At 66.2% G+C, this 14,102-nt stretch carries 14 protein-coding genes, 1 tRNA gene and 1 pseudogene; 11 read left to right on the top strand and 5 right to left on the bottom strand.

The features are described 5' to 3' along the window. Positions 1 to 17 precede the first annotated feature (17 nt). Together ACTODO_RS05335 and ACTODO_RS05340 are read right to left on the bottom strand one after the other, a co-directional pair. On the bottom strand, positions 18 to 413 hold the full coding sequence (locus tag ACTODO_RS05335) for a ribonuclease HepT family protein (protein ID WP_208853688.1): 396 nt from the start codon (positions 411 to 413) through the stop codon (positions 18 to 20). Further along, entirely contained in the window at positions 410 to 880 is a 471-nt protein-coding gene (locus tag ACTODO_RS05340; RefSeq protein ID WP_003792271.1) for a helix-turn-helix domain-containing protein, read from the bottom strand. The genes ACTODO_RS05335 and ACTODO_RS05340 overlap by 4 nt, the downstream gene beginning before the upstream one ends. A gap of 63 nt (positions 881 to 943) precedes the next feature. Here ACTODO_RS05340 and ACTODO_RS05345 point away from each other — a divergent pair. Continuing rightward, positions 944 to 1,123 (top strand): annotated as a pseudogene (locus tag ACTODO_RS05345) (UDP-N-acetylmuramate dehydrogenase); the annotation flags it as partial. Positions 1,124 to 1,596: 473 nt separating this feature from the next. On the opposite strand, the gene ACTODO_RS05350 reads toward ACTODO_RS05345, so the two are convergent. The 3 genes from ACTODO_RS05350 to ACTODO_RS05360 are packed head-to-tail and all read right to left on the bottom strand — an operon-like array spanning position 1,597 to position 4,694. Next, positions 1,597 to 2,676: an adenosine deaminase gene (locus tag ACTODO_RS05350; protein WP_034512149.1), complete on the bottom strand. Its 1,080-nt coding sequence runs from the start codon at positions 2,674 to 2,676 to the stop codon at positions 1,597 to 1,599. Between the two features lie 3 nt (positions 2,677 to 2,679). Beyond that, positions 2,680 to 3,489, bottom strand: coding sequence for an alpha/beta hydrolase (locus tag ACTODO_RS05355; RefSeq protein ID WP_003792277.1), 810 nt, complete (start codon positions 3,487 to 3,489; stop codon positions 2,680 to 2,682). Further along, positions 3,489 to 4,694 carry a pyridoxal phosphate-dependent aminotransferase gene (locus ACTODO_RS05360; protein WP_034512154.1) on the bottom strand — a complete coding sequence of 402 codons (1,206 nt, stop codon included), beginning with the start codon at positions 4,692 to 4,694 and terminating at the stop codon, positions 3,489 to 3,491. The genes ACTODO_RS05355 and ACTODO_RS05360 overlap by 1 nt, the downstream gene beginning before the upstream one ends. Before the next feature lie 181 nt (positions 4,695 to 4,875). Here ACTODO_RS05360 and ACTODO_RS05365 point away from each other — a divergent pair. From ACTODO_RS05365 to ACTODO_RS05410, 10 genes are all read left to right on the top strand, one after another. Next, positions 4,876 to 4,948: transfer RNA gene (locus tag ACTODO_RS05365), tRNA-Trp, on the top strand. Between the two features lie 35 nt (positions 4,949 to 4,983). After that, positions 4,984 to 5,280, top strand: coding sequence for a preprotein translocase subunit SecE (gene secE / locus ACTODO_RS05370; RefSeq protein ID WP_003792279.1), 297 nt, complete (start codon positions 4,984 to 4,986; stop codon positions 5,278 to 5,280). A 77-nt stretch (positions 5,281 to 5,357) separates the two neighbouring features. After that, a complete protein-coding gene (gene nusG, locus ACTODO_RS05375; protein ID WP_003792280.1) occupies positions 5,358 to 6,128 on the top strand; it encodes a transcription termination/antitermination protein NusG in 771 nt (256 codons plus the stop codon). 161 nt (positions 6,129 to 6,289) lie between these two features. Next, positions 6,290 to 6,721 carry a 50S ribosomal protein L11 gene (gene rplK, locus ACTODO_RS05380; protein WP_003792281.1) on the top strand — a complete coding sequence of 144 codons (432 nt, stop codon included), beginning with the start codon at positions 6,290 to 6,292 and terminating at the stop codon, positions 6,719 to 6,721. A 68-nt stretch (positions 6,722 to 6,789) separates the two neighbouring features. After that, a complete protein-coding gene (rplA, locus tag ACTODO_RS05385) occupies positions 6,790 to 7,497 on the top strand; it encodes a 50S ribosomal protein L1 (RefSeq protein WP_003792282.1) in 708 nt (235 codons plus the stop codon). A 194-nt stretch (positions 7,498 to 7,691) separates the two neighbouring features. After that, a complete protein-coding gene (locus ACTODO_RS05390; RefSeq protein ID WP_003792283.1) occupies positions 7,692 to 8,291 on the top strand; it encodes an MptD family putative ECF transporter S component in 600 nt (199 codons plus the stop codon). Then, a complete protein-coding gene (locus ACTODO_RS05395) occupies positions 8,284 to 9,060 on the top strand; it encodes an energy-coupling factor transporter transmembrane component T (RefSeq protein ID WP_003792285.1) in 777 nt (258 codons plus the stop codon). The genes ACTODO_RS05390 and ACTODO_RS05395 overlap by 8 nt, the downstream gene beginning before the upstream one ends. Continuing rightward, positions 9,057 to 10,514 (top strand): ABC transporter ATP-binding protein, encoded by a 1,458-nt coding sequence (locus tag ACTODO_RS05400; protein ID WP_003792287.1) that lies wholly within the window; start codon positions 9,057 to 9,059, stop codon positions 10,512 to 10,514. The genes ACTODO_RS05395 and ACTODO_RS05400 overlap by 4 nt, the downstream gene beginning before the upstream one ends. Then, positions 10,511 to 12,331 (top strand): ABC transporter ATP-binding protein, encoded by a 1,821-nt coding sequence (locus ACTODO_RS05405; protein WP_003792288.1) that lies wholly within the window; start codon positions 10,511 to 10,513, stop codon positions 12,329 to 12,331. The genes ACTODO_RS05400 and ACTODO_RS05405 overlap by 4 nt, the downstream gene beginning before the upstream one ends. 1 nt (position 12,332) lies before the next feature. Then, positions 12,333 to 14,096, top strand: coding sequence for an ABC transporter ATP-binding protein (locus ACTODO_RS05410; RefSeq protein ID WP_003792289.1), 1,764 nt, complete (start codon positions 12,333 to 12,335; stop codon positions 14,094 to 14,096). The last annotated feature ends 6 nt before the right edge of the window (positions 14,097 to 14,102 follow it).

The raw sequence follows: 14,102 nt of genomic DNA on the forward strand, positions 1-14,102 counted from the left end.
ATCCGCGTGCTCATAACCTATCCGCGTGAGGCTGCGGCGCGCAGGCGCTCGATCATGTCGGGTACGTTGCGGGTGACGGCCGTCCACAGGAGCTGGTCGTCCATGCTCTGGTACCCCGAGTGTGCCGCGATGTTGCGGGTCGTGCGCAGGGCGCGCTTCTCGGGTGAGGTCAGGGCGTCCATGTAGGGTGCGTACTCTTCGCGTTCCAGGAACGCGGCCAGCCGGATGATCACCATGCAGGCGGAGTCGTACTCCGGGCAATCGGCACTGAAGGTCTCGACGGGGACAGTGGCAACTCTCTTGACGCGGTGGGCGATGACGTCGAGTTCGCGCAGGAAGTTCTCAGCGTCGAAACTGGGCGCATGTCTGCGTGCCACTCGCGGTCGAGGGGTGAAGGGAGCAGGGTCACTCATAGTGCCACGGCCTCGTCAACGGCAGCTCGCAGTGCATCGGGCACGTGTGTATCCGCGTGAACCTCCGTCGGGAAGCCTGTGAGCTCGCTTGCGAACGAGGCAATGTCCGCCAACTCGAACAGTGATAGCTCGCGGGTGGGCGTGCCGATTAGGTCAATGTCTGACTCGAATCCGTCCGTGCCCCGGGCGACCGAGCCGAAGACGCGGAGGGTGCCGAGGCCTCGTTCCTGGGCGTAGGTGGTGATCGAGGACGCGTAGCGGGCGAGCGGTACGGAGGGGCGGTAGTCGGCGGTGCGGAGGATGCGTTCGAGCAGCTCGGAGGAAACTGCGCGCTTGCCGGACTCGATCTGCGCGAGGGTCGACTGGCTCATCCCGGTCATCCCCGCCAGCTCGGCCTGTGTGAGGGATGCGTCCTGACGTGCAGCACGCACGAGGGACGGCGCGTCGTGACGATGAAACCGGCTCATGTCTCCATGATAGTGCACGCGTGCACTATTGGTGAAGTGGTCGTCGTGTGTAGGCCCAGGTGCGAGGCCGGGGACCCGCCGCGCGCGTTCCTGTTCACCAAGCACGTGCTGGCCCTGACGAACCGCGGCGGCGCGACGAGCGTCGACAAAGAGGCCCTGGCCCGCACCGTGCGCGAGTGTGTCTTTGAGGCCTTCGGCGTGACCCTGGTGCCCGAGCCGGTCACGGTTGGCATCGCCTGGTAGCGGGTCACCTGGTCGTTGTTTGCGGCGTCTGTCGCTGGCCGGGTAGCGGCGTTCACGTGGGTACTGTCAGCTACCGACTGTGTTCGCTGCTTTCTAAGTTGCCGCTAAGTGGATAGGTTGTCACGATGCGGATAGGTTATGCGCATCCGGATAGGTTAATAACCTATCCACATCTTCATAACCTATCCGAGTGTTCATAACCTATCCGTATGTGAGCCGCCATTCGCCATTAGCTTGCGCCTCCATACATTCTGCACGTAATTCCCCGGAGTATGTTGTGAAGCGCACTCTCAAAACCGCAGAATATCAACGTTCTGGTTTCAATGTTTGAAAGAGGCGTGGGGGAACTGTGTGCGAGATTGAGGGGCGTATGGAATCTCGCGAGTGTTGAGGAGAATCTGGCCAGCGCTCGCGGTCGGCCGAGCGCCCAGCCAGCAGTGTTCCTAGACCGCAGTCGGTTTCGCGGCAGGTACCTACGCCGCAGGCGTCGCCAGCCACGCGTCTATGTCGGCCTTCCAGGCCTCCTTGCGCGTCGGCGAGGCCAACGACGCGTCGATGGAAGACCGCGCCAGGTCGGCCAGAGCCTGGTCGGACAGACCGAAAACGTCGCGGGCGACCTCGTACTGGGCGACCAGGCGCGAGCGGAACAGCAGCGGGTCGTCGGCCGCCAGCGCGACGGTAGCCCCCGCCGAGATCAGCGTCGGCAACGGCACCTGCGAAAAGTCCGTGTAGACGCCCAGGTGCACGTTCGACGTGGGACACACCTCCAGGGCGATGCCCTCGTCGATGACGGCGCGCAGGAGCGCCGGATCTTCGCTGGTACGCACCCCGTGCCCGAGGCGGGCGGGGGCCAAAGCGGAGACTACCTCGCGCACGGAGGACGGGCCCAGGAGCTCGCCGCCGTGCGGAACACCTACGAGCCCGGCGCGGCGCGCGATGCGGAACGCAGGGGCAAACGACGCCGTGGAGCCGACGCGCTCGTCGTTGGACAGGCCGAAACCCACGACGTCGCCGGGGCCATCCCCAGCAAACGACGCGGCCAGGCGCGCGAGCGTGCGCGCGTCCAACGGGTGCTTCATGCGCGACGCCGCGACGATCACCCCGATGTCGACGCCGGTATCGCGCGAGGCCAGGCGGGCCTCGTCGATGATGATCTCCAGGGCCGGGGTGATGCCCCCGACGTAGGGCGCGTAGGACGTGGGGTCGGCCTGGATCTCCATGCGCACGGAGCCCTCGGCGGCGTCGTCCTCGGCGGCCTCGCGGATGAGGCGGCGCATCGCGGCCTCGGAACGTACGAGGTGGCGCGCGGAGTCGTAGGCGCGCTGGAAACGGAACCAGCCGCGCCCGTCGGCCGGCATGGAGGCCGCGTCGATGTGCAGCAGATGAGGAGGTAGTCGCACGCCCTGTGCGCGCGCCATCTCGACCATGGTCGTGGGCCGCATGGCCCCCGTGAAGTGCAGGTGCAGGTGAGCCTTGGGGAGGGTTGCGAGGTCACGCCTGCCCGGTGGGGTGGGGCGCGGGGCCGTCAGGTTAGGGACAGCGGGCGCTTCCACGGCCTAGTGCTCCCCGAGCCAGATGATGATGTCGCGGATCAGGCCGGGGCCCTCGGGCTCGTTAAGGAGCTCGTGGTAGGCGCCGTCGATGATGCGCAGGTGGATGTCGGCGTCCGGGTGCGCCGCGCGTGCCCCGCGCACGAGCTCGCGCGAACCGCGCAGGTCCGCCATCAGGTCGTTCGACCCGTGCATGACGAGGGTCGGAGTGCGCAGGCGTGCGGCGCGCGCAACGACCTCGTCGCCCTGAATGATCATCGTCGCGCCCGTCAGGATCGGCACGCCGCCCTTGTAGGTGAGCGGATCCGCGTCGAAGTCGCGCTGAACCTCGGGGTCGCGCGACAGGGGAGAAACCTCCATGTCGGACGCGCCCTTCGCCACGACGAGGCCGGGGCGCAGCCGGGCGATCGGCAGCAGCCTGCGCGCCTGGGACGGGGAGACGTGGGGGAGGGGACGCAGCGCGGGCGCGGATAGGACCGTGCCGCGCAACCGCGTAGGGTCCAGGATCGTGGAGGCGGCCGCGATGATGCCGCCCATCGAGTGTCCGAACAGGAACAGGTCCGGCGTGCGCGCGTGTGCGAGGGTCGCCCGGCGCGCGTCACCGAAGTCGCGGATCAGCGCGCCCACGTCCACGCGGGCGAGGGGACCCTCAGAGGTCCCGTGGCCCGCGTGGTCGTAGTAGGCGACGTCGTAACCGGCACGGGTGAGCGCGGAGCGCAGGTGGGCGTAGCGCCCGCTGTGTTCCGCGTACCCGTGGGCGAGGAGGACCGTCCCGAGGGGGGCCTCCTGCGCTGTCCGTTCGAACGAGACGTGCATCAGGCGAAGAGCTCCTGCACGCGGGTGATGCCCTCGACGAGGTCGTCGTCGGCCAGAGCGTAAGAGAAGCGCAGGAAGCCGGAGGGGCCGAAGGCCTCGCCCGGAACCGCCGCGACCTCGACCTCGTCGAGAATCAGGTCGGCGAGCTCGCCCGACGTGTTGGCCACGCGGCCTCGGATCTCGCGACCCAGCAGGCGCTCGACGGAGGGGTAGACGTAGAACGCGCCCTTGGGGGTGGGAACGTCGAAACCGTCGATCTGGCGCAGCATGTCGACGATGAGGCGGCGGCGACGGTCGAAGGCGACGCGCATCTCGTCCACGGCGTCCAGGGAACCCGACACGGCGGCGCGCGCGGCCTCCTGGGCGACATTGTTGACGTTGGAGGTCAGGTGTGACTGGAAGGACAGCGCAGCCTTGATGACGTCGGAGGGGCCGATCATCCAGCCCACTCGCCAGCCGGTCATCGCGTAGGTCTTGGCAACGCCGTTGAGGATCACGGCCTGGTCGGCCAGCTCGGGCACCAGCTTGACGATGTGCGCGGTCTGCGCGTCCTCGTACAGCAGGTGCTCGTAGATCTCATCCGAGATGACCCAGATGCCGTGCTCGAGGGCCCACTGGCCGATCGCGGTCAGCTCCTCGGGCGTGTAGACGCTGCCCGTCGGGTTGGACGGCGAGCACATGAGGAGGACCTTCGTGCGCTCGGTGCGCGCGGCCTCGAGCTGCTCGACGGTCACCTTGTAGTCCTGGTCGGCGCCCGCGAACACCTCGACGGGGGTCGCGCCGGCGAGCTTGACGACCTCGGGGTACGTGGTCCAGTACGGGGTCGGCAGGATCGCCTCGTCGCCGGGGCCCAGCAGCGCGGCGAAAGCCTGAAAGACGGCCTGCTTGCCGCCGTTGGTCACGACGATATCGGCGGGGGAGACCTCGTAGCCGGAGTCACGCAGGGTCTTTTCCGCGATGGCCTCGCGCAGCGCGGGCAGGCCGGCGGCGGGCGTGTAGCGGTGCATCGCGGGGTTGCGCGCGGCCTTGACGGCGGCCTCGACAATGTAGTCGGGCGTGGCGAAGTCGGGTTCGCCGGCGCCGAATCCGATCACCGGGCGGCCGGCGGCCTTGAGAGCCTTGGCCTTCGCGTCCACGGCCAGGGTCGCGGACGGGGTGATGGCGTTGAAACGATCAGAGACACGGGTGCGAGGAGTATTGGTCACCCCTCCATGGTCCCACGTCGCGCGCGCGTGTGGCGGAGAGCGCACACGATGCGTGCGTGGGCTACCTCTCATTTACGAGGTCGGGGCTGGTATCACGCGGCATGCGACCCGCCGACGCGCATCTCGGTTGGACAAAGCGCCGCCTTATCCACTAATGTTCGTCAGGCAGGTTTTCCTGCGTAGGGCAGTGGCGCAATTGGTAGCGCACCGGTCTCCAAAACCGGCGGTTGTGGGTTCGAGTCCCGCCTGCCCTGCGGATTAGGCTGATCATTTTCGTAGGAGGATTCCCATGGCCGATCGTGTTGCCTCGGATGCTGAATCCTCGCGCCGAGATCGCACTAAGAACGAAGCTACCCGCAAGCGTAGCGCCGCCACCAAGGAGCAGACGAAGCGTCCTGGATTCTTCGGTGGCATCTGGCTCTTCTTCAAGCAAGTCATTGACGAAATGAAGAAGGTTACCTACCCCACGGGATCCGAGACCTGGACCTACTTCCTCGTCGTCGTTGTGTTTGTCGCCGCAATCATGCTTTTCGCTGGCCTACTCGACTTCGGATTCGGTAAACTAAGCGCATTGATCTTCGGCTGAGACCGACGAACCCGCCCGCAGGACACTGCAGGCGGGTTTCTTCTACGGTCCGGCCCCACTCGCAGGAGGGAAACGTCGTGAGCGACGAACAGTACACCGAGGACCAGGTCCTCGAGGCCGCCCAGGAAACCGTTGAGCAGGAGACCGTCGAGGCTCCGGCTCGGGATACTGTTGAGGAGGTGACCGAGGAGGTCGCCACCGAGGACACCGTGTCCGAGGAAGAGGCCCCGGCCTCGGTCGAAGAGGAAGCGATCGCCAAGCTGCGCCGCAAGCTCTACATGTCCCCCGGCGACTGGTACGTCATCCACACCTACTCCGGCCACGAGCGCAAGGTGAAGGCGAACCTCGAGCAGCGCATCACCACGCAGAACATGGAAGATTACATCTTCGCCGTCGAGGTTCCGGATGAGTATGTCATGGAGTATCGCGGCAACGCGAAAAAGCGCGTGCGCCACGTGCGCATCCCCGGCTACGCGATCGTCTGCATGGACTTCAACGAGGCCTCGTACCGTGTCGTCAAGGAAACCCCCGCCGTCACCGGCTTCGTGGGCGACCAGCACAACCCCGTGCCGCTCTCGATCGACGAGGTCGTCATGCTCCTGACGCCCAACGTCCTCGAGGAGGCTGCCGAGGCTGCCAAGGATCAGCCCGCCCCCGTCCAGGCCGTTCAGACTCAGTTCGAGGTCGGTGAGATCGTCACCGTCACCGACGGACCTTTCGAGACCATGTCGGCCACGATCTCCGAGATCATGCCCGAGGCTCAGAAGCTCAAGGTCCTCGTCACCATCTTCGAGCGCGAGACGCCGCTCGAGCTCGGCTTCGACCAGGTAGAGAAGCTCGAGCAGTGACATCACGCACCCGGACTTGGGATCAAGCCCGGAATCGCGTTATGATTCACTTTTGTGTGCGTAGGGCGCACTATGCCCACTGAAACCCAGTGAGCTGACGCCAAACGCTCCGCCCTGACCGGCACCCGTCGGCCAGAACTTCAGAAGAAAGACCCGCATTCATGGCACCGAAGAAGAAGGTCACCGGCCTGATCAAGCTTCAGATCGCAGCCGGCGCCGCTACCCCCGCACCGCCCGTCGGCCCCGCTCTGGGCCAGCACGGCGTGAACATTGTTGAGTTCACCAAGGCTTACAACGCGGCCACCGAGTCGCAGCGTGGAAACATCATCCCCGTTGAGATCACCGTCTACGAGGATCGTTCCTTCACGTTCGTCCTCAAGACGCCGCCCGCCGCTGAGCTCATCAAGAAGGCTGCTGGCATCCAGAAGGGTTCCGGCACCCCCAACACCGTCAAGGTTGGTTCGATCACGATGGATCAGGCTCGCGAAATCGGCCAGTCCAAGATGGCTGACCTCAACGCCAACGATGTCGAGGCTGCTGCCAAGATCATCGCCGGCACCGCCCGCTCTATGGGCATCAACGTCGAGGGCTGACCTCAACCAACCCCCCGTGGTAGGGCAGGCGCTGCCCGACACCCACGACTGCAAGGAGAAGAAGCAGAATGACCAAGCGCTCCAAGAGCTACCGCGCAGCGGCCGAGAAGGTCCACGCGGACGTGCTGTACACCCCCTTCGAGGCCATGAAGCTGGCCAAGGAGACCACCGTCACCAAGTTCGACTCGACCGTTGAGGTCGTCTTCCGACTGGGTGTCGACCCCCGCCAGGCGGACCAGATGGTCCGTGGCACCGTTTCCCTGCCGCACGGCACCGGCAAGACCGCCCGGGTCTTGGTCTTCGCCGTTGGTCCGCGCGCCCAGGAAGCGATCGACGCAGGCGCCGACGAGGTCGGCGGCGACGAGCTCATCGAGAAGGTTGCCAAGGGCTACACCGACTTCGATGTCGCCGTTGCTACCCCCGACCTCATGGGCAAGGTTGGCCGCCTCGGCCGCGTCCTCGGCCCCCGTGGCCTCATGCCGAACCCCAAGACGGGCACCGTGACCATGGACGTCGCGAAGGCCGTCAAGGAGATCAAGGGCGGTCGCATCGAGTTCCGCGTCGATAAGCACGCCAACCTGGCGTTCATCGTCGGCAAGGCCTCCTTCACCGCCGAGCAGCTGACTGAGAACTACGCCGCTGTCCTGGACGAGGTGCTGCGTCTCAAGCCGACCTCCTCGAAGGGCCGCTACCTGCTCAAGGGCGCCGTCGCCACGACGATGGGCCCCGGCATCCCGCTGGATGTCACCAAGGTCAAGGACCTCATCGAGAAGTGAGCGTCGCTCGCTGATCAAGCATTCGGGCCCCGCGCAGCACTGCTGCGCGGGGCCCGGCTTTGTCTGGGGAGTGTTTGTGGGATCAGCTGGTGACATCCCGAACAAAGTAAGGGACATAGGTCACATACTATTGGCACGGAATAGGGTAACCTTAATTTGCTTCTATAAACCTATGTTCGTGAAGGGTCGCGATAATGTCTCAGGTTGCGGGTTCGGGTGTCACGAAGGCGCGCTCGGCCGTCACGATTGGTGCGTTTACCGCCGTCTACTTCGTCCTCATGTGGTGCTCGGGGATGCTGGGCTTTTTCGGCCCGGTGTTCATGTTCGTCGGCTGGATTGTCGGGCTGCTGCTCAACGGATCCGTCGTCATGCTGATGCTGGTGCGTTCGCGTATGTTCGGCACCCTCACGATCATGGGAGGCATCGTTGCCTTCCTCATGGTGGTGACCGGGCACGCGTGGGTGACCATTCCGGTTGCCCTGATCCTCGGCTTCCTGGGTGATCTCATCGCCAACGGTGGCGGTTACGTCAGTGCCCCTCGAAACATTGCGGCATACATGCTGTTCTCCCTGTGGATGATCGGTCCGCTCGCTCCGATTTTCTTTGCTCCCGACCCCTATTACGAGGACGTCGCGTCCCAGATGGGCCAGGACTACGCGGATAGCATGCGAGCCCTCTTCAGTCCCGCAGTCATCAGTGTGTGGGTCGTCGTTGCGATGATCGTCGCGTTGCTTGGCGGACTCATCGGTCGTTTCCTGCTGCGCAAGCACTTTGCGAAGGCCGGAGTTGCCTGAGATCTCGCTCGCCGAGGCTGCCCCAGGCGAGGCGACGAGCAAGCTTGATCCGCGAACGAAACTTCTGGCCCTCCTCGTCCTCAACGCGCTCGTCATGCGTGCGAGCCCCACGTCCACGCTCCTTGCGGTCCAACTGCTTGCGGTGGTCGCGCTCGCGTGGGAGGCCGGCGGTCGGGCGGCGGTGCGCACCGGGCTTGGGTGCCTCGTCTGCGATGCGTGCAGTCTTGGGTCGCCTTTCCTCGTTGCGTGGCTTGAGAGTGTGGGCTCGCCGCGTGGCCTCGTTCTCCTGATCGGCACGTGCAGCGCGATCGCGTTCTGGTTTGCGCGCTTCTTCGCGGGCTTCGGCCTGGCGCTCTACGTGTACCGCACGACGAGAATCGGTCAGATGAAAGCGGCGCTACGCGCGGTTCACCTGCCGCGCGTATTCGTCGACGCTCTCGCCGTTGCTTTCCGCGTGATTCCGACGGTGGGCTCAGAGGCGGTGGCCATCCGTGAGGCGATGGAGATGCGCGGCGTCGACCTCGGGGTGCGCGGAGTTCTCCGTCACCCCCTCGTGATCGCCGAGCGCTTTCTGGTTCCCCTGCTGTCCTCTATCGCGCGTGTGGCCGACGACCTGGCTGCCTCGAGCGTCATTCGAGGCCTCGGCGGCCCGACGCGCCCCACATCGCTGACGCGGCTGCGCGCCACCGCCTGGGATGCGCTCGCACTCGCGTGCATCGCTGGCGTCGTCGCCATCGAGGTCGGCGCGTACCTCGGAGTACTCCCATGATTGACGTTGAATCCCTGTCGTTCTCCTACGTGAGCGAGCTGACTGGGGACCGCGTCAAGGCCCTGCACGGGGTCGACGTGTCCGTCCGGCCGGGCACCCTCACGCTCGTGTGCGGCTCCTCCGGCTGCGGAAAGTCGACGCTCATGCGGGCGCTCACCGGCCTCGTCCCACAGATGACCCCGGGAGAGCTGGATGGTGTGGTGCGGATTGATGGGCGCGACCTCGCCGAGGTCCCCCTGACCGAGGTCGGTCACCTGTGCTCGTCAGTCTTCCAGAATCCGCGCACACAGTTCTTTTGTGACACCGTCTCCGAGGAGCTTGCGTTCTGCGGCGAGAACTACGGCCGCGATCACGAGGCCTTGATCGAGGAAAGCACGCGTGCCGCCGAGCTCATGGGCATCTCGCACCTGATGGACAGGAAGCTGTCGAGCCTGTCGGGCGGGCAGCTCCAAAAGGTTGCACTCGCCTGCGCGCTTGCCTCCGGGGCGCCGGTACTCCTGGCCGACGAGCCAACCTCGAACTTGGACCCCGATGCCATCGCCGACGTGCGGCGCGCACTCGCGATCCTCAAAGAGCAGGGGATGACGATCGTTGTCGTCGAGCACCGCCTCCACTTCCTGCGGGGGCTCGCCGACCTGGTTCTCCTCATGGAGGGCGGAGAGGTCACGTGCGCGTGGAGTGGTGAGGAGTTCTACGCGATGGATGACGCGCAGCGGCAGTCGCTCGGACTGCGTACCCTCGTGGATCCTGGCCCGCCCGAGGCATGGGTGCCCTCGCGGAACTCCGACAAGGAGGCCTCCCATGAAGGGGGAGTGCGCCTGTCCTGCCGGGATCTGAGCTTCTCCTACGGGAACACCCCTGTGTTCGACGGGTTGAACGCGGACTTCCCGGCAGGACAGATCACCTGCATCGCGGGAATGAACGGCGTTGGGAAAACGACCCTCGTGCGCGTTCTGTGTGGGCTGGCCGCTCCCGGATCCGGGACGATCACCCTGGACGGGCGGGCTACCAATCGTCGGCAGCGCCGGGCCGCGTGCGCGCTCGTCATGCAGGACACCGGACGGCAGCTTTTCTCCGACACGCTTGCGGGTGAACTCACGATCGGAGCCTCGGAGGCGAGCGGCGAGGATGCGGACAAGCTCCTGGGCGACTTCGACCTCGCACACCTGGGGGATCGGCACCCGCTGAGCCTGTCGGGGGGCCAAAAACAACGCCTCGTCATCGCAGCCGCGCGTGCCACCGGGCGTCGCATCGTCATTCTTGACGAACCCACGTCAGGGGTCGACGCGCGACACCTCACCTCGATCACGTCCACCCTGCGCCGCATTGCCGACGAAGGTGCGGCCGTCATCGTCGTTACCCACGACGGCGAGTTCGCCTCGGCCTGCGCGGATCGACTCATCACACTCACGCCGACGGGTGCCATCTGCGCCCGCGAAGGAGACCACCAATGACCGACACTGACGAGCGCGAGGACACCACTGCCTCGTCCCCGAGCGATCCGCACGCTGACATGATCGCTGCTGGCGACCCGCGTGCGGCGCACCTAGCGGGCCAGCGCGCCTTCAAGGAGCTGACCGCTCCCATCCGTGGATCCATGATGCTCTCCCGGGTGCTCGGCCTCATCTACGGTGCGCTCGCGGTTGCCCCCTACGTCATCCTCGTCCAGCTTGGGGAGGTGCTGCTGGAGGCGGCCCGCTCGGGTGCCTCGCCTGATCGCGCCGAGGTGATGACGCTGCTCATGTGGCTGACCGGTGCGTTCGGCCTCCGATACGGCATCTACTTCATCGCGCTGACCGTCACTCACTTCGCGGACGTGCGTTTCGGGCACATCGTGCGCTCCCGCATGGTGAGTGTGCTCGCCGCAGCGCCCCTCGCCTGGTTCACATCCACGAACTCGGGGGCCGTGCGCAAGGCGATCCAGGACGACACGCACGACGTGCACACGGTCATTGCGCACGCTCCCGTCGAATCCGCGGCCGCCGTCAGCGCACCGCTGTCCCTGCTCATCTACGCCTTCGTCGTCGACTGGCGACTCGGACTCCTGTCGATCGCCACGCTCCCCGTCTACGGACTCCTCAACGCGTGGATGATGCGAGGCATGGGGGAAAAGACCGCCGAGATGGACCGACACCTGACGCGGGTCTCGTCCACGATGGTCGAGTTCGTCTCCGGTATCAGCGTCGTCAAGGCGTTTGGGACCGTGGGGCGCTCGCACGAGCGATTCACCCGGGCCGCCGAGGACTTCTCCCGCTTCTACGTCGACTGGTGCGGCCCCCTGCTGAAAGGCTCTGCGCTCGGGCAGGCGACCGTATCGCCCTCCCTGATCTTGCTCATCTCGACGGCGGGAGGGTCCGCGCTCGCGGCCTCGGGCATCGTGAGCCCGGTCCAGGTGATCACCTGCGCGCTCATCGCCCTCGTCATCCCGGCGGCCATCGAGGTGCTGGGTACGACGACCTGGGCCTACCAGATCGCCGGGGCCGCCGCGCTGCGCATCGTGGACCTACTTTCGGTCGCACCGTTGCCTGCCGAGGGGAGTTCAGTGCCGGGGGGAGCCGACATCGAGATTGATGGCGTGTCCTTCTCCTACGGGGCAACCCTCGCGCTGGACGACGTCAGTCTGACCATCCCCGAGGGCTCGGTGACCGCCCTCGTGGGTTCCTCCGGCTCGGGAAAGTCAACGCTCGCGACGCTGGTCGCGCGCTTCGCTGACCCGGACCAGGGGAGCGTGCGTATCGGCGGGGTCGACGCTCGCGACATCGCCCCCGATGCTCTCTACCGGCACGTCTCCTTCGTCCTCCAGGATCCGCAGCTCCTCGACATCTCCGTGCGCGACAACATCGCGCTGGGAGTCCCGGGCGCCAGCGACGAAGCGGTGTGGGCGGCCGCCGGGGCCGCGCGCATCGACGACTACCTGCGCTCCCTGCCCCGAGGCCTCGGCTCCGTCATCGGGGAGGACGCCCACCCCTCGGGTGGCCAGGCGCAACGAATTGCGATCGCACGGGCTCTCCTCGTCGACGCCCCCATCCTCGTTCTCGACGAGGCGACTGCCTTCACCGATCCGGAGGCCGAAGCCGATATCCAGGCGGCGCTGACCCGCCTCGTTCAAGGAAAGACGGTCCTGGTCATCGCGCACCGCGCAGCATCCATCGCCGGCGTCGACCAGATAGCCATCCTCGACGCGGGCCGCATCATCGCGGTGGGCACGCCCGACGAGCTCGCCGATCACCCGTATATGCGGCGCATGAGCGCGCCCGCGAAAGGACACTGACATGTTCGGCCTCATCTCACGGCTACGCGAACCCCTCTCCGAGCAGGGGCGAGCCGACTTCGCCCAGGCGAGCGTCCTGTCCTGCATCGTCGGCGTGGTGCGCGGAGTCTCCCTGGTTGCTTTTATCCCGGCCGCTATTGCTCTGACCTCGGGGAATCCCGCGTGGGGCATGAGCCTGGGTGCCTGGCTCGTTGTGCTGGGCGTGTGTGCCGGTACCTCGTTCATCGTTGAGTACCTGCTCGCCATGCGCTCCTACTCGGTGGCCTTCGACTTCCTGTCGAACATGCACCGCGCGATCGGCGACAAGGTGGCGTCCCTGCCGCTCGGCTCCTTCCGCGCGGACACGGCCGGAAAGACATCCCGCCTCGTCTCGCGTGAGCTCATGGTCCTGGGCGAGATCTTCGCGCACATGTACTCGCCTCTCATCGCCGCGATTGTCACCTCTGTGACGATGCTCGTCGGCATCACCGTGTTTTCGCCGGTACTCGGACTGGTGTGCTTGGCGGCGATCCCGGTCATCGGCGGGGGAGTGTGGGTGGCGCGCCGATGCCTGCAGTCCGGGGCGTCCCTGAAAGAGCCTCCCGCTCGCGAGCTGTCCCACCGCATCGTTGAATACGCGACCAAGCAGGGCGCCCTGCGCGCGTGTGGACGCTCCTCCTCCTACGAGCCCCTCATGCGAGCAGAGGACGCATACGGAGTGGCCGCGCGACGCTCACTCATGAGGGAGACGGTTGGCCAGATCGTCAACGGCATGGCTGCCCAGACGGTCGTCGTGACGCTCATCTGCGCGATTGGCTGGCTGTCGGTCGCCGGGACCGTCGGCCCGGTGGAGGCGGTCGTCTCCATCGGCCTGCTGCTGCGCTTTACGCAGATCCTCGTCGATATTGGGGCGCTCGCCTCCGCCTTCGAGACCCGGCGCCCCGTCCTAGACCTCAGCCACGACATTCTTTCCGCCCCCGAACTGCCCACGCACAACGGCGGGCGATGCGGGGACGAGGCCCCGGCCTCGTCGGGCGCGTCCGTCGCCCTTGAGGGCGTGTCCTTCTCCTACGAGGCCGACCATCCGGTCCTGCAAGGCGTGTCCTTCCGGGTGGAACCCGGAACGATGACGGCGATCGTCGGCCCCTCGGGGTGCGGCAAGACCACCATCGCGCGCCTCATCGCACGCTTCTACGACGTGGACGCCGGACGTGTGCTCGTTGGCGATGGGGATGTTCGGGACTGGGACACTGCCGACCTCATGGCACAGCTGTCCCTTGTCTTCCAGGACGTCTACCTCTTCGATGACACTCTCGAGGCCAACGTCGCGGTCGGTCGCCCCGACGCGACCCGGGCTGACATTGAGGAAGCGGCACGTCTGAGCGGAGTCGACGAGATCGTTGAACGTCTGCCCCTCGGCTGGGAGACCCCCGTCGGCGAGGCCGGCCGAGCCCTGTCAGGCGGCGAACGCCAGCGTGTCTCCATCGCTCGCGCACTCCTGAAAGCCGCGCCCATCGTCCTCTTCGACGAGGCCACGAGCGCCCTCGACCCCGAGAACGAATCCCGCGTCACCGACGCCATGGCAGCCCTGAGGCGCGACGCGTCCCTCATCGTCATCGCGCACAAGCTCGACACGATCACCGCGGCCGACCAAATCGTTGTCCTCAGCGAGACTGGACGCGTCGCACAGATCGGCACGCACGAGCAGCTCTACACCCAGCCGGATGGCCAATACCGGGCATTCTGGGACGCTCGCTCTCGGGCAGCGGGATGGAGGCTTGTCTGACTGGTG

It is taken from the genome of Schaalia dentiphila ATCC 17982 (assembly GCF_000154225.1).
Lineage (GTDB): Bacteria > Actinomycetota > Actinomycetes > Actinomycetales > Actinomycetaceae > Pauljensenia > Pauljensenia dentiphila.

Excerpts from the sequence above, each read along its gene's own strand:
- ACTODO_RS05335 (WP_208853688.1), bottom strand. The coding sequence starts at position 413 with ATGAGTGACCCTGCTCCCTTCACCCCTCGACCGCGAGTGGCACGCAGA.
- ACTODO_RS05340 (WP_003792271.1), bottom strand. The coding sequence starts at position 880 with ATGAGCCGGTTTCATCGTCACGACGCGCCGTCCCTCGTGCGTGCTGCA.
- ACTODO_RS05355 (WP_003792277.1), bottom strand. The coding sequence starts at position 3,489 with ATGCACGTCTCGTTCGAACGGACAGCGCAGGAGGCCCCCCTCGGGACG.
- secE (WP_003792279.1), top strand. The coding sequence starts at position 4,984 with ATGGCCGATCGTGTTGCCTCGGATGCTGAATCCTCGCGCCGAGATCGC.
- rplK (WP_003792281.1), top strand. The coding sequence starts at position 6,290 with ATGGCACCGAAGAAGAAGGTCACCGGCCTGATCAAGCTTCAGATCGCA.
- rplA (WP_003792282.1), top strand. The coding sequence starts at position 6,790 with ATGACCAAGCGCTCCAAGAGCTACCGCGCAGCGGCCGAGAAGGTCCAC.
- ACTODO_RS05390 (WP_003792283.1), top strand. The coding sequence starts at position 7,692 with ATGTCTCAGGTTGCGGGTTCGGGTGTCACGAAGGCGCGCTCGGCCGTC.
- ACTODO_RS05400 (WP_003792287.1), top strand. The coding sequence starts at position 9,057 with ATGATTGACGTTGAATCCCTGTCGTTCTCCTACGTGAGCGAGCTGACT.
- ACTODO_RS05405 (WP_003792288.1), top strand. The coding sequence starts at position 10,511 with ATGACCGACACTGACGAGCGCGAGGACACCACTGCCTCGTCCCCGAGC.
- ACTODO_RS05410 (WP_003792289.1), top strand. The coding sequence starts at position 12,333 with ATGTTCGGCCTCATCTCACGGCTACGCGAACCCCTCTCCGAGCAGGGG.